This window comes from Xanthomonas sp. WHRI 1810A (genome assembly GCF_040202885.1).
GTDB lineage: Bacteria > Pseudomonadota > Gammaproteobacteria > Pseudomonadales > Pseudomonadaceae > Aquipseudomonas.
Genome location: NZ_JBEGED010000011.1, coordinates 110,749 through 125,591, shown reverse-complemented (window position 1 = coordinate 125,591; position 14,843 = coordinate 110,749). Strand labels below are relative to the sequence as shown.

General features: G+C 56.5%; 14 protein-coding genes. 7 read left to right on the top strand and 7 right to left on the bottom strand.

Annotated features, from left to right (window positions below; genetic code table 11):
- Positions 1-16: 16 nt before the first annotated feature.
- Positions 17-568 (bottom strand): DNA-3-methyladenine glycosylase I, encoded by a 552-nt coding sequence (locus ABQX22_RS17180; protein ID WP_349801063.1) that lies wholly within the window; start codon positions 566-568, stop codon positions 17-19.
- 79 nt (positions 569-647) lie between these two features.
- Here ABQX22_RS17180 and glyQ point away from each other — a divergent pair, with 79 nt between their 5' ends.
- The 4 genes from glyQ (at position 648) to ABQX22_RS17160 (ending at position 5,046) form a co-directional block, all read left to right on the top strand.
- Positions 648-1,601 (top strand): glycine--tRNA ligase subunit alpha, encoded by a 954-nt coding sequence (glyQ, locus tag ABQX22_RS17175; RefSeq protein WP_349801062.1) that lies wholly within the window; start codon positions 648-650, stop codon positions 1,599-1,601.
- Positions 1,598-3,652 (top strand): glycine--tRNA ligase subunit beta, encoded by a 2,055-nt coding sequence (gene glyS, locus ABQX22_RS17170; RefSeq protein ID WP_349801061.1) that lies wholly within the window; start codon positions 1,598-1,600, stop codon positions 3,650-3,652. Before glyQ ends, glyS begins: the two co-directional genes overlap by 4 nt.
- 16 nt (positions 3,653-3,668) lie before the next feature.
- Complete coding sequence (gmhB, locus tag ABQX22_RS17165; protein ID WP_349801060.1) at positions 3,669-4,220, top strand: D-glycero-beta-D-manno-heptose 1,7-bisphosphate 7-phosphatase; 552 nt, start codon at positions 3,669-3,671, stop codon at positions 4,218-4,220.
- 226 nt (positions 4,221-4,446) lie between these two features.
- Positions 4,447-5,046: a lysophospholipid acyltransferase family protein gene (locus ABQX22_RS17160; protein ID WP_349801059.1), complete on the top strand. Its 600-nt coding sequence runs from the start codon at positions 4,447-4,449 to the stop codon at positions 5,044-5,046.
- A gap of 178 nt (positions 5,047-5,224) precedes the next feature.
- On the opposite strand, the gene ABQX22_RS17155 is transcribed toward ABQX22_RS17160, so the two are convergent.
- The 6 genes from ABQX22_RS17155 to dnaA form a co-directional block, all read right to left on the bottom strand.
- The gene (locus ABQX22_RS17155; protein WP_349801058.1) at positions 5,225-6,430 is read right to left on the bottom strand and encodes an MFS transporter; all 1,206 of its coding nucleotides are present in this window, start codon (positions 6,428-6,430) and stop codon (positions 5,225-5,227) included.
- A gap of 259 nt (positions 6,431-6,689) precedes the next feature.
- Positions 6,690-6,938 carry a hypothetical protein gene (locus tag ABQX22_RS17150; RefSeq protein WP_349801057.1) on the bottom strand — a complete coding sequence of 83 codons (249 nt, stop codon included), beginning with the start codon at positions 6,936-6,938 and terminating at the stop codon, positions 6,690-6,692.
- Positions 6,939-7,259: 321 nt separating this feature from the next.
- Positions 7,260-9,677 (bottom strand): DNA topoisomerase (ATP-hydrolyzing) subunit B, encoded by a 2,418-nt coding sequence (gene gyrB / locus ABQX22_RS17145; RefSeq protein ID WP_349801056.1) that lies wholly within the window; start codon positions 9,675-9,677, stop codon positions 7,260-7,262.
- 4 nt (positions 9,678-9,681) lie between these two features.
- Entirely contained in the window at positions 9,682-10,785 is a 1,104-nt protein-coding gene (gene recF, locus ABQX22_RS17140) for a DNA replication/repair protein RecF (protein WP_349801055.1), read from the bottom strand.
- A gap of 12 nt (positions 10,786-10,797) precedes the next feature.
- Positions 10,798-11,901 (bottom strand): DNA polymerase III subunit beta, encoded by a 1,104-nt coding sequence (gene dnaN / locus ABQX22_RS17135; RefSeq protein ID WP_349801054.1) that lies wholly within the window; start codon positions 11,899-11,901, stop codon positions 10,798-10,800.
- Between the two features lie 38 nt (positions 11,902-11,939).
- A complete protein-coding gene (dnaA, locus tag ABQX22_RS17130) occupies positions 11,940-13,460 on the bottom strand; it encodes a chromosomal replication initiator protein DnaA (protein ID WP_441005305.1) in 1,521 nt (506 codons plus the stop codon).
- Positions 13,461-14,052: 592 nt separating this feature from the next.
- On the opposite strand from dnaA, the gene rpmH reads away from it, so the two are divergent.
- Genes rpmH through yidD form a run of 3 tightly spaced genes read left to right on the top strand, consistent with a single transcriptional unit; the run spans position 14,053 to position 14,843 of the window.
- The gene (gene rpmH, locus ABQX22_RS17125; protein WP_002551315.1) at positions 14,053-14,187 is read left to right on the top strand and encodes a 50S ribosomal protein L34; all 135 of its coding nucleotides are present in this window, start codon (positions 14,053-14,055) and stop codon (positions 14,185-14,187) included.
- A 16-nt stretch (positions 14,188-14,203) separates the two neighbouring features.
- Entirely contained in the window at positions 14,204-14,605 is a 402-nt protein-coding gene (gene rnpA, locus ABQX22_RS17120; RefSeq protein WP_349801052.1) for a ribonuclease P protein component, read from the top strand.
- Positions 14,598-14,843 (top strand): membrane protein insertion efficiency factor YidD, encoded by a 246-nt coding sequence (gene yidD, locus ABQX22_RS17115; RefSeq protein ID WP_349801051.1) that lies wholly within the window; start codon positions 14,598-14,600, stop codon positions 14,841-14,843. Before rnpA ends, yidD begins: the two co-directional genes overlap by 8 nt.

The window sequence follows — 14,843 nt, the reverse complement described above, 5'->3', positions numbered from 1 at the left end:
GCGGGCATTGTAACCATCACAGCGCCAGGGCTGCGTACTGATCGCAATCGACGGTGTGGTCCATGACCATGCCGGTAGCTTGCATGTACGCGTAGCAAATGGTCGGACCGACAAAGGTAAAGCCGGCCTTTTTCAGGGCCTTGCTCATCGCCTCGGCTTCAGGGGTGATGGCCGGGACTTCACTGCGGTCCCTGAAATGATTGATCTTCGGTACACCCCCGACAAATGACCACACGAACGACACCGGGTCTTCCAGCTTCAACCATGCCTGGGCGTTGCGCCGCGCGGCATTGAGTTTGAGGCGGTTGCGCACGATGCCGGGTTCGGACATCAAGGCTTCGATGTGCGCGTCGGTCATTTGCGCCACGCGCTGGACGTCGAAGCCGAACAGGACTTCACGGTAGCGGGCGCGTTTCTTCAAAATCGTGATCCATGACAACCCGGCCTGGAACCCTTCGAGCAAGAGGAACTCGAAGAGCATCTGCGCGTCGCGCAACGGCACGCCCCACTCCTGATCGTGATAGGCCATATAAAGAGGGTCTTCGTTGCACCAAAAGCAGCGTGGCATAGGGCTCCAAGGGTGGAGGCGCGACCGAATCGGGTATACTCCCGCACTTTAAATCGCAGCCCCAGTACAGGTGAATTTCGTGAGCCAGCCTACGCCAGCCGTGCGTACCTTCCAAGACTTGATCCTCGCCCTCCAGCAATACTGGGCTGAGCAAGGTTGCGTGGTACTTCAGCCCTACGATATGGAAGTGGGCGCCGGCACTTTCCACACTGCCACGTTTCTGCGCGCCATCGGCCCGGAAACCTGGAACGCAGCCTACGTACAACCGAGCCGTCGTCCTACCGATGGCCGTTATGGCGAAAACCCGAACCGCCTGCAGCACTACTATCAGTTCCAAGTCGTTCTCAAGCCCAACCCGGACAACTTCCAGGAGCTGTACCTCGGCTCGTTGAAGCATGTCGGTCTGGACCCGCTGGTCCACGACGTGCGCTTTGTCGAAGACAACTGGGAATCGCCGACGCTGGGCGCCTGGGGCATGGGCTGGGAAATCTGGCTCAACGGCATGGAAGTCTCGCAGTTCACCTATTTCCAGCAGGCAGGCGGCATCGAGTGCTACCCGGTTACCGGTGAGATCACCTACGGCCTCGAACGCCTGGCGATGTACCTGCAAAACGTGGACTCGGTCTACGACCTGGTCTGGGCCGACGGCCCTTTCGGGCGCGTGACGTACGGCGACGTGTTCCACCAGAACGAAGTGGAGCAATCGACCTACAACTTCGAGCAGGCGAACGTCGACAAACTGTTTGAGCTGTTCGACTTCTATGAAAGCGAAGCCAAGCGCCTGATCGAACTCGATCAACCGCTGCCGCTGCCGAGCTATGAAATGGTCCTCAAGGCCTCGCACACCTTCAACTTGCTGGATGCCCGTCGTGCGATCTCCGTGACGGCGCGTCAGCAGTACATCCTGCGCGTGCGTACTTTGGCGCGCTCCGTGGCCCAGGCGTACCTGATGGCGCGGGCACGGCTCGGCTTCCCGATGGCACCCCCTGATCTACGTGACGAAGTGTTGGCTAAGCTGGAGGCTGCGCAATGAGTGCTCAAGATTTCCTGGTTGAATTGGGCACCGAAGAACTGCCACCCAAAGCGCTGAGCGTGCTGGGCGATGCCTTCCTGGCCGGTGTCGAAAAAGGCTTGCTGGCGGCAGGGCTGACCTACAGCGCCAAGCAGGTGTTCGCCGCGCCACGGCGTCTGGCGGTGTTGATCACCGAGCTGGCGACCCAGCAACCCGACCGCAGCGTGACCCTTGATGGCCCGCCACGTCAGGCGGCCTTCGACGCTGAAGGCAATCCGACCCAGGCGGCTCTGGGCTTTGCCAAGAAGTGCGGTGTCGACCTCAGCGAGATCGATCAAAGCGGCCCGAAACTGCGCTACAGCCAAAGCATTGCCGGCAAAACCACAACCAGCCTGTTGCCGACCATCATTGAAGACTCATTGAACGACTTGCCTATCCCCAAGCGAATGCGCTGGGGTGCTCGCAAGGAAGAGTTCGTGCGTCCAACCCAGTGGCTGGTGATGCTATTCGGCGAGCACGTTGTCGACTGTACGATCCTGGCGCAAACCGCCGGCAGGGAATCGCGCGGCCACCGTTTCCATCATCCGGAAACAGTGCGCATCACATCACCCGCCAGCTACCTCACTGACCTGCGTGCGGCGTATGTGCTGGCAGATTTCAACGAGCGTCGTCAGCTGATCGGCAAGCGTATCGAAGAACTCGCCACTGAGTACGAAGGGACTGCCATCGTGCCGCCCGCGCTGCTGGACGAGGTGACCGCGCTGGTTGAGTGGCCGGTTCCGTTGGTCTGCTCGTTCGAAGAGCGTTTCCTCGACGTGCCGCAGGAAGCACTGATCATCACGATGCAGGACAACCAGAAGTATTTCTGCCTGCTGGATGCCGAAGGCAAGTTGCTCCCGCGTTTTATCACCGTGGCCAACATCGAGAGCAAGGACCCATCGCAGATCGTGCTGGGCAACGAGAAAGTCGTTCGCCCGCGCCTGACCGATGCCGAGTTCTTCTATAAGCAGGACAAGAAGCAGAAGCTGGAGACATTCAACCAGCGTCTGCAGAACGTAGTGTTCCAGGCGCAACTGGGCACTGTGTTCGACAAGGCCGAGCGCGTTTCCAAGCTGGCCGCATTCATCGCCCCACGTATTGGCGGCGACGCCCAACGCGCCGCACGTGCAGGTCTGTTGTCAAAGTGCGACCTGGCCACCGAGATGGTCGGCGAATTTCCAGAAATGCAGGGTGTTGCCGGTTACTACTACGCTTTGGCCGACGGCGAGCCCGAAGATGTCGCCCTGGCACTCAACGAGCAGTACATGCCACGCGGTGCCGGCGCTGAACTGCCAACCACGCTGACTGGTGCTGCGGTGGCGATCGCCGACAAGCTGGACACTTTGGTCGGCATCTTCGGCATCGGCATGTTGCCCACCGGCAGCAAAGACCCGTACGCCCTGCGCCGTGCTGCGCTGGGTATCCTGCGCATCCTGATCGAGAAGAAACTGGACCTCGACCTGATCAAGACGGTGCAATTCGCGGTTGCTCAGTTCGGCACCAAAATCAAACCCGCAGGTTTGCCGGAGCAGGTGCTTGAGTTCGTGTTCGACCGCTTGCGGGCGCGTTACGAAGACGAAGGTGTGGACGTGTCGGTGTACCTCTCGGTGCGTGCGCTGCAACCGGCTTCCGCACTGGATTTCGATCAGCGGGTGCAGGCGGTTCAGGCCTTCCGGAAATTGCCGGAAGCGGCGGCGCTGGCAGCGGTGAACAAACGGGTATCGAACCTGTTGGGCAAAGCCGAAGGCAGCATCGCCAGCACGGTAGAGCCCAAGTACTTCGACAACGCCAACGAGTTCTCACTGTACTCAGCTATCCAGCAAGCCGATCAAGCGGTACAGCCGATGGCCGCGCAACGTCAGTACAGCGAATCGCTGGCACGTCTGGCGGCGCTGCGTGAACCTGTCGATGCCTTCTTTGAAGCGGTGATGGTCAATGCCGAAGACGCGAGCGTGCGCGCCAACCGTTATGCGTTGCTGGCGCGTTTGCGAGGGCTGTTCCTGGGCGTTGCTGACATTTCCTTGTTGAGCTGATGGGGGACCGCGACAAGTGAAACTGCTGATTCTCGATCGGGACGGGGTGATCAACCAGGACTCCGATGCCTACATCAAGTCGGTCGCGGAATGGATTCCGATTCCCGGTTCGATCGAGGCGATTGCGCAGTTGAGTAAAGCCGGCTGGACCGTGGCGGTTGCCACTAACCAGTCCGGCATTGCTCGCGGTTACTACGATCAAGCGACCCTGGACGCAATGCATGCACGGCTGCGCACCTTGGTGGCGAAGCAGGGCGGCGACGTCGGGTTGATCGTTTACTGCCCTCACGGCCCTGACGAAGGCTGCGACTGTCGCAAACCCAGGCCCGGCATGCTGCACACCATCGCCAGGCATTACGCCGTGGCATTACCCGGCGTGTGGTTTGTGGGAGACAGCAAGGGTGACCTGGACGCAGCGCTGGCCGTCGACTGTCAGCCCGTGTTGGTAATGACGGGCAAAGGCCACAAGACGCGGAGCGCTTCAGTGCCTGCGGGCACGTTGATATTTGATGATCTGGCGGCGGTTGCTGCAGAACTTATCCACACTCACGCACCGCTGAACGGCTAGCCGGTCGCTCAACGGTGCGCAACACTCGGGCAACGCCCGTACGGTAAACGCTGCTATGTCGATGATGCGGGCAATCAGGCTCTTTTTCTTTTACCTGCTGCTGGGCAGTACCGCCTTGCTGTGGTGCTCGCTGAGTTTTTTCGTCGCGCCGTTCATGTCCTTTCGCGTTCGGTATCGGTTCATCAATGTCTATTGGTGCCGGTGTGCGCTGTGGCTGACGCGCGTCATGCTCAATATCAAGGTTGAAGTCATCGGTCAGGAAAACGTGCCGAGCACCCCTTGCGTGATTGTGTCCAATCACCAGAGCACATGGGAGACGTTCTTTCTGTCTGCGCATTTTCAGCCGCTGAGCCAGGTGCTCAAGCGTGAGCTGCTTTACGTTCCGTTCTTTGGCTGGGCGATGGCGATGCTGCGCCCGATTGCGATCAATCGCGACAATCCCAAAGCTGCACTCAAAGAAGTGGCGAAGAAGGGTCACGAGCTTCTGAAGGATGGCGTCTGGGTACTTATCTTTCCTGAAGGCACCCGCGTTCCCTACGGTCAGATCGGAAAGTTCTCACGTAGCGGATCGGCGTTGGCGGTCAACGCCGAGTTACCTGTCCTGCCGGTCGCCCACAACGCCGGACGTTTCTGGCCCAAGGAAGGCTGGGGCAAGATCCCGGGAACGATCCAGGTCGTGATTGGCGAACCCATGTACGCGGAGGGCACGGGACCGCGCGCCATCGCCGCATTGAATGACCGCGTGGCCGCCTGGAATGAAGCGACACAGAAGGCACTGGGGTCACCCGTATTGCCTGTTGCTGTCCCCGAGAAAACTCCGGTGTAGTTCTGTGGATATCCTGTGCACTGTTTTTGTCGGTTTTTAAATTAACCGCTGTAATACGCTAATTTTCCTACTTATTTCCCAACACGATTAGCAGACCGAAAACGTGCATAAGTTTTAATACTCATGCCGTTTTCGGCCTGATATCCGTCGTAAAACACTGTGCTTGAGCCTTGCTGTTTCAAACCTGAGTGCGTTTGTCTGAAGCATTGGCAGTGTTTGATATCCACAGATTGCAAAGCGCCGCCATCCCGACCAATACCAATCCTCCCGTTGCAGCTGCCACGAAACCGGACCCCGGGGATACGCCATCGATTGCCAGCCCTACAAGGGGAGTGGCCATGGTCTGGCCGATTCTGTAAGCGGAATCCTGTAGTCCCATTGCTTCACCTCGTACGGCTGACGGGGCAAGTTCTGCCATCGTTTCGGACCCCGCCGCCAATGTCGGTGTGCACAGCAAATTGGTGGGTAGCAGCGCGATCATAAGAATCCACCATGTCTGGTCGAACAGGGCCACGGGCAATAACAGCAGGCTCATCCCCAGAGCCAGTGATGCCTGGGACAATGACCGATGCACAATCCCGTGTACGAATCCGCCCGCAATCGATGCGACGGACATGGCGGCGATGACGAATCCGGCGAAGCCCAGTTGGCCGTTTTCACGCAGCACTGCAATCAATGCCAGTTCAGTCCCCGAGAGCACGAACAAGGCGGCAGCGCTGACGAATAACGCGGACAGCAAGCGACCTGACATCCAGCTCCTTAAAGGCGGTCGGACAGGTCTGACTTTGACCGCGAGTTCTTCGGGCGTACGCGTGGGCCAGTTCAAGCGGTAAAGCACCACGTAGGAAAGACCCCGCCAGATCCCGATACCTGCCAAGGTCGCCATGGGCGAATACCAGGTGATCAACAGAATCCCCACTGTCGGACCGATCACGAACGACAGCTCCATCAGCATCATGTTGAGCGAGTAAGCGGGGCGTCGATGGTCTTCATGCACCAGGCTGGCCACGAACTGTCTGGCCAGCGATCCGGTAGGCACCGTAAACAGCGCAGCGACAAAAGCCAGGCCGATGAAGGCGTAGAAGGGGACAAAGGGCAGAAGTCCCCACGCAATCGTCGACAGCACTCCGCTGACCATCACCACCAGACGCAGCCCATGTTTATCGATCATGCGGCCTGACACGGGCGAGCCTACGGCGAACCCCAGGGCGGTGGCAGTGCCGACCACGCCGGCCTCGAAATAACCACGTCCAAGGTCCGTCAACACATGCAACGTCAGCGTCAGGCTCATGATCGTCAGCGGCAACCCCGCGACGAACATGAACAGAATTGCTGGTAATACTCTCGGCAGTTCCAGCACTTTGCGGTACTTGTACAGCGACATCCTGGCGCTACTCCTTGTAGTGAAAAATGCTCCTGACCCTAGCGGCCGTTTATTACTTTGGCTGCAGCAGCGATTCGATCAGCATGTAATTGAGCGGCATCCATGTGAACCCACGCCAATTGGAGTTACCGCCAAAGAGTCAGTAATCGGACTCTGCCGGCTCGTAATCGGCGCAAAGGGTATTGCCATCAATGCGCATGCTGAAGGTTTGGGCCGCGTAGGACTTGGACAGGGAGCGAACTCCATAGTCCGACAAAAATTAGTTTTCATCGAGCATTCGCCTCAATAAACCTTTGGTCCGCTGAGCACGTAACAAGGCCAAGAGCAAACGGTTGCCTTTGCCAGGTTCGGTCCAGCGAGACACCAGCAGCAAGGTCGGCCGGTGGTGCAAATACGCCAGTAATCGCTCGCCAAGTCCGTTGAGGCCTTCATGTTCTCGCTGTTCGAGTACCCGCACGGCGAACAGCGGAATCAACCCAAGAGGCGTGGCCGGGAACGCCGTCCACATGAAGGTACAGCTCCTTCACGTCCTCGCCGTGATTGCCCTCGGCATTGTTCAGACCGAAGAGGCGCTCTTCAAAATCGCATCGTGCTCGTTCCACATCCCAAGTCCCAAGCACCAGTGCTGTAATCGGTCAGAGAAACCCGCCAATCAATCTTCGCCCCAGCGATAGCTCCTGCTACAGGCACGGTCATGAGGACGTTCCGCAGTGTAGGGCGGCGTCATAACGAAGGGGAGGGGTTTTGCGAGTGACCGGGTTTCGATGTTCACAAAAAAACCCCGGACGATTCAAGATCGCCCGGGGTTTTTAGTTAGCAGAAATGAACCTTAGAAATCCAGGTTCGACACCGCCAAAGCGTTGCTTTCAATGAACTCGCGGCGTGGTTCTACCGCATCGCCCATCAGGGTGTTGAAGATCTGATCTGCGCCGATGGCGTCTTCGATCGTCACTTTCAACATCCGGCGTACTGCTGGATCCATCGTGGTTTCCCACAACTGATCAGGGTTCATTTCGCCCAGACCTTTGTAGCGTTGGATGGTATGGCGCTTGGTGCTTTCGGCCATCAACCACGCCAAGGCTTCCTTGAACTCGGTGACTTGCTTCTTACGCTCACCACGCTGGACGTAAGCACCTTCTTCCAACAGCGTGCTGATTTGCAGTCCAAGGGCAGTCACGGTCTTGTAGTCGTTGCTGCCGAAGAAGTCACGGTTGAACGTGACGTAGTTCGAGAGACCATGGGAGATCAGTTCCACCTCTGGCAACCACACGCCACGCTCACGGTCTTCGCGCAGGCTGGCTTTGTACACCAGGCCTGATTTCTCTCCGACACGCAGGCGTTCGTCGAACTTGGCCAGCCACGCTTGCATACCTGCGTGATCCGCCAAGTCTTCCAGCGTCACAGGCGGCAGGTAAACGAAGTGCTCGGTCAATTCCTGTGGATAAAGACGCGACAGTCGCTTCAGCGTCTTCATGACCATCCGGAAATCGTTAACCAGCTTCTCAAGCGCTGCGCCCGAGATACCAGGTGCCGATTCGTTCAGGTGCAAGCTGGCGTCTTCCAGAGCCGATTGCGTCATGTACTCTTCCATGGCGTCATCGTCTTTGATGTATTGCTCTTGCTTACCTTTCTTCACTTTGTAAAGAGGCGGCTGGGCGATGTAGATGTAACCGCGTTCAACCAGTTCTGGCAGCTGCCGGAAGAAGAAGGTCAGCAGCAACGTACGGATGTGTGAACCGTCAACGTCGGCGTCCGTCATGATGATGATGTTGTGGTAGCGCAACTTTTCAATGTTGTACTCATCACGGCCGATACCGCAGCCCAACGCGGTGATCAAGGTGCCTACTTCCTGGGAAGAGATCATCTTGTCGAAACGCGCTTTTTCAACGTTCAGGATTTTGCCTTTGAGCGGCAGAATCGCCTGGGTCTTACGGTTACGCCCCTGCTTGGCGGATCCGCCAGCAGAGTCACCTTCCACTAGGTACAGTTCGGAAAGGGCAGGGTCTTTCTCTTGGCAGTCGGCAAGCTTGCCCGGCAAACCAGCAATATCTAACGCACCTTTGCGACGCGTCATTTCCCGGGCTTTGCGCGCGGCTTCACGGGCGCGGGCAGCATCAATCATTTTGCCGACAACGGCCTTGGCTTCATTCGGGTTTTCCAGCAGGAAGTCCGAGAAGTATTTGCCCATTTCCTGTTCGACCGCGGTCTTCACTTCAGAAGAAACCAGCTTGTCCTTGGTCTGCGAGCTGAATTTAGGATCAGGCACTTTCACAGAGATGATCGCTGTCAAACCTTCCCGCGCATCGTCGCCAGTGGTAGCGACCTTGTGCTTCTTGGCCAGGCCTTCCTGCTCAATGTAGTTATTGAGGTTGCGCGTCAACGCGGAACGGAAGCCCACCAGGTGGGTGCCGCCGTCGCGCTGTGGAATGTTGTTGGTGAAGCACAACAGGTTTTCGTTAAAGCTGTCGTTCCACTGCAAAGCAATCTCGACGCCGATACCGTCGTCACGCTGTACATTGAAGTGGAAGACTTCATTGACAGGCGTTTTGTTCGTGTTCAGGTATTCAACGAACGCACGCAGGCCGCCTTCGTATTTGAACAACTCTTCCTTACCGCTGCGCTCATCACGCAGGACGATGCCCACGCCGGAGTTGAGGAACGAGAGTTCACGAATACGCTTGGCCAGGATGTCCCAGCTGAAGTGGATGTTCTTGAAGGTATCGGCGGAAGGCTTGAAATGAATCTCTGTGCCGGTGGAATCGCTTTCGCCAACAATGCGCATGGGCTCCTGGGGAACGCCATGGACGTATGTCTGTTCCCAGATTTTGCCGCTACGGCGCACAGTCAGCAGCAGCAGTTCGGACAAGGCATTCACAACAGAAACACCGACACCATGCAGGCCGCCAGATACTTTGTAGGAGTTGTCGTCGAACTTACCGCCGGCGTGCAGCACGGTCATGATGACCTCTGCTGCCGAAACGCCTTCTTCTTTGTGTACGTCAACCGGAATGCCGCGGCCGTTGTCGCGCACGGTAATGGATTCGTCTGGATGGATGATAATGCTGATGTCGTCGCAGTGGCCTGCCAGTGCTTCGTCAATCGAGTTGTCGACCACCTCGAACACCATGTGGTGTAGACCGCTGCCATCATCGGTATCGCCGATGTACATACCGGGACGTTTTCGTACGGCGTCTAGCCCTTTCAGCACTTTGATGCTGGAGGAGTCGTACGTTTGATTTTCGCTCATGCATTCACTCCCGATGATCGTGGGTCTGGGTGATACAGCCTTGTTCCACGTGGAACAAAGCGACCGGCGTTTCCGCTTGCCAGCCATCCCTCAAAAATTCTTGATCTACACAGGTGATAAAAACCTGGCAGTTTAGGTCTTCCAATAAGCGGCACAGCGCATTGCGATGATCTGCGTCCAGCTCCGACGGAAGATCGTCGACGAGGTAGATACACTGTCCCCGCCGAGCCTGACTGACGAGATGCCCTTGGGCGATACGCAGTGCGCAGACGACTAGCTTCTGTTGCCCGCGTGAAAGGATATCTGCAGCGTTATGACCGCCAAGCCTGAGTCGTAGATCAGCTCGTTGAGGGCCCGCCTGCGTGTGGCCCATCTGCTGGTCGCGATAAAGAGAAGAAGCGAGCACTGCGCTCAGCTCTTTTTCTTTATCCCACCCGCGGTAGTAACTAAGGGTCAAACCTTCAAGCTCAACCAACTCGCTCAAAGTTTGTTCGAAGACTGGCTTTAAAGCCTTGATATACGCTCGTCGAAACTCGTCAATTTCATCGCTGGCCAGGCAGAGTTCCCGGTCCCATGCCGCCTGTGAAGCGGCGTCAAGTGTACCATGCCGCAGCCATGAGTTTCGCTGCCGCAAGGCCTTCTGCAAGCGCTGCCAAGTGCCCATGAATCGAGGTTCCACGTGGAACACTCCCCAATCAAGAAACTGGCGACGAATCTTCGGGGCACCTTCCAAAAGCCGGAAGCTGTCAGGGTTGATCAGCTGTAAAGGCAGCGTCTCAGCGAGCTGGGCTGCACTCTTCGCATTCTGGCCATCGATGCGGATCTGAAACTCACCTTGGCGATCTCGTGATACACCCAGGTTACTGTGCCCGCCCTCCGCCAGCTCAACCTGTCCAAAAACCGTACAAGCAGGCTGTTCATATTGAATGACGGGTAGAAGGCGCGCACTTCGAAAGGAGCGCGCAAGACCGAGCAAATGAATGGCTTCAAGGACACTGGTTTTCCCACTGCCATTGGCGCCATAGAGAATGTTGATGCGTGGGGAGGGGGAGAGGGTCACCGGTTGCAAATTGCGCACCCCGGTGACCGAGACACGGCTTAAGGACATTAGCTTCTGCTGTTACAGACGCATCGGCATAACGACGTAGGCGGAGTCGTCATTACCTGACTCATGTACCAAGGCGCTGCTGTTCGAATCGGAAAGGATCAGACGGACTTGCTCGGTAGTCATCACACCTAGTACATCGAGCAGATAACTCACGTTGAAGCCGATCTCGAGCGAGCCGCCATCGTACTCAACGCCAATTTCCTCTTCGGCTTCTTCCTGCTCAGGGTTATTGGCCTGAATTTTCAACTGCCCGCTGGCAAGTTGCAGACGGATGCCGCGATACTTTTCATTGGAAAGAATGGCCGTGCGGCTGAATGCTTCGCGCAGAGCCTGGCGATCACCGACCACCAACTTGTCCCCACCCTTAGGTAGTACGCGCTCGTAGTCCGGAAATTTACCGTCTACCAATTTAGAGGTGAACGTAAACTCGCCGGTCGTTGCTCGGATATGATGCTGTCCCAACACAATGCTGACCATACCGTCCTGCTCGGTCAGCAAACGGGCCAGCTCGAGAATACCTTTGCGCGGCACAATGACTTGATGCTTATCTGCTTGCTCAATGTCGGCAGCCATCGAGCACATGGCCAGGCGATGGCCATCCGTTGCAACGGCGCGCAAGATACCTGACTGCACTTCCAACAGCATGCCATTGAGGTAGTAACGAACATCTTGTTGCGCCATTGCAAAGCTGGTGCGTTCAATCAAACGACGCAGTTTGCTTTGAACCAGATTGAACGTGAAGGACCCAGGGCCTTCTTCAACGGTCGGGAAATCATTGGCAGGCAGTGTCGACAAGGTAAAACGGCTACGGCCTGCTTTGACGATCAGCTTCTGCTCATCGAGCTTTATATCGATCAACGCATCGTTAGGCAGACTTTTGCAGATGTCCATCAGCTTGCGGGCCGGCACGGTGATCTCACCGGGCTCAGCGGTTTCTTCAAGCTGAACGCGGCCAACCAGCTCGACCTCCAGGTCGGTACCGGTCAACGACAACTGCTGACCCTCTACAACCAGTAAAACGTTCGACAGAACCGGCAAGGTCTGGCGGCGTTCTACCACGCCTGCGACCAGTTGCAGGGGTTTCAACAGGGCTTCGCGTTGAATGGTGAAATGCATGGTCTAGTCCCTTGCCTTGATAAGCTGCGTTGGCATCATTAAGTCGTCAGTGTACGCAGCAGGTTCTTGTAGTCCTCGCGAATGTCCGCGTCGGATTCTTTAAGTTCGTTGATCTTGCGGCAGGCGTGCAGGACGGTGGTGTGATCACGCCCTCCAAACACATCACCGATTTCCGGCAAGCTGTGGTTGGTCAACTCTTTGGATAACGCCATCGCCACCTGCCGAGGTCGAGCCACTGATCTTGAGCGACGCTTGGAAAGCAGGTCGGAAATTTTGATCTTGTAGTATTCGGCGACGGTGCGCTGAATGTTATCCACACTCACCAGCTTATCCTGCAGCGCCAGCAAATCCTTGAGCGACTCTCTGATGAGCTCGATCGTAATGTCACGGCCCATGAAGTGTGAATGGGCAATAACCCGTTTCAGCGCGCCTTCAAGTTCACGCACGTTGGAGCGTATGCGCTGAGCGATGAAGAATGCAGCATCGTGAGGCAGATCGACCTTCGCCTGATCGGCTTTCTTCATGAGAATTGCGACGCGCGTTTCGAGTTCGGGCGGCTCTACCGCAACCGTCAGGCCCCAACCAAAGCGCGACTTGAGACGCTCTTCAAGGCCCTCGATTTCCTTAGGATAGCGGTCACTGGTGAGAATGACCTGCTGACCCCCTTCAAGCAGCGCGTTGAAGGTGTGAAAGAACTCTTCCTGCGAGCGCTCTTTTCGAGCAAAAAATTGAATATCGTCAATCAACAACGCGTCCACCGAACGGTAGAACCGTTTGAACTCGTTGATTGCGTTTAACTGCAACGCTTTGACCATGTCGGCCACAAAACGCTCGGAGTGGAGGTAAACCACCTTGGCGTTTGGATTCTTCTTGAGCAGATGATTACCCACTGCATGCATCAAGTGGGTCTTACCCAGCCCCACGCCGCCATACAGAAACAGCGGGTTGTAGCCATGCTTGGGATTATCTGCAACCTGCCAGGCAGCGGCACGTGCCAGCTGGTTGGACTTACCTTCAACGAAATTCTCGAAAGTGAACGTCCGGTTCAGATAGCTGGTGTGTTTCAGCGCGCCTTCGACTTGGACCGTGCGCTGTTCAGCACGGGCCGGTGCTCGCTGAGAGCTCGCCCCGGCCATGGGGTCGAAGCTCGCTCTGGAAGGCTCATCGTCGACACTGGATGAATTCTGGACGCTGACCGGGGAGGGTTGCCGTACTGCAGCTGCCTGAGGTGCCGCCGGGCTAGCACCGTTGACAGCATGAGCGGCCTGGGACGCTGCAGCAGCTAAAGGCGCATTGGGTGCTGCTCGCGGTGCAGAACTGCGCTTGCTGCCTATTAATAAGGAAAGCGCCGGCGCCAATCCCTGACCGTGCTCACCGAGTAGCTCAAGCAATCGACCGAGATACTTTTCGTTAACCCAATCGAGCACAAACCGGTTCGGTGCATAGACACGCAACTCGTCGCCTTCGGCCTCGACCTGTAGCGGGCGGATCCAGGTGTTGAATTGCTGGGCAGGCAGCTCGTCACGTAATAGCTCTACGCATTGCTGCCAAAGTTCCACTGACACGGACATCCCCTAGGTCAAAAGCCGGTGAGGCAAAAAACAAGACGCCATTGTAACGATCAGACGCAGACTTATCCACATGTAGGTGGGCTGTGCACGCGCGTAAATTGGCAAATCCGGCTGCACAATCCTTTGCTTTTGTTCAAATTTAAGGTCTGTGGATAACCCAGGATCAGCCCGTTGCATAACTCGGGTCTGAACCTTGTGGATAAACCGCCTGTGGATAAATAGGCATTTCACCCACAGCTTATCCGAGGGAAGGGCACAGGTAGATCACCATTTTCTGACAAGATAAGCCTGCTCTGTACACTATGTGAAATAAGGGCTACAGGTCGTTATCCACAGATAAATGGCTGTATAGCTATTATAAGCTTTACAAAGAAGCTTTAAATACTCTCCTTCTTTATATCTATATCTAGACTCAAGTCCAAGCGCTGTTTTGGGCCCGCTTCGGGCAATTCCAGCTTTCTGAACTAAATGCAGGAAAGGGTGGTTGGAAATTGACCTGAGAGCGCGCTTTCTCTAGAATCCCCGGTCTCTTAAAACGGGGGCCATTCCGGCCCGTTGTGGACGAACCAGGTAACACGCCATGAAACGTACTTTCCAACCCAGCACTATCAAGCGCGCCCGCACTCACGGTTTCCGTGCACGTATGGCCACCAAAAACGGCCGTGCGGTCCTGTCGCGTCGTCGCGCCAAAGGCCGTAAGCGTCTGGCAGTTTGATTAATCGGCACAGGTGGTGAGTCAGGACTTCAGTCGGGAAAAGCGTTTGCTGACACCCCGGCATTTCAAGGCAGTCTTTGACTCCCCCACCGGCAAGGTTCCGGGGAAAAATCTCCTGCTCCTTGTGCGCAACAACGATCTTGATCACCCCCGTCTGGGGCTAGTGATCGGGAAAAAGAGCGTCAAACTCTCCGTTGAGCGCAATCGCTTGAAACGCCTGATGCGCGAATCGTTTCGCCAACACCAAGACCATTTGGTTGGTTGGGATATCGTCGTCGTCGCGCGCAAAGGTTTGGGTGACATTGAAAACCCCGAATTGATTCAGCACTTCGGCAAGCTCTGGAAGCGTCTGGCGCGTAGCCGGCCTGTTTCAGAAGCCACAACCGAAACTGCAGGGGTAGACAGTCCTGATGCGTAAACTGGCACTCGTTCCGATCCAGTTTTACCGCTATGCCATTAGTCCTCTGATGGCCAGTCACTGTCGTTTCTACCCCAGTTGCTCCTGCTACGCGTACGAAGCCATCGAAAACCATGGCTTGTTACGCGGTGGCTGGCTGACCATACGTCGCTTAGGTCGCTGTCATCCGTGGAATCCCGGTGGTTATGACCCGGTTCCACCAGATCCCACCTCCCGTTCCTCTTCGATGGCCGAGTAA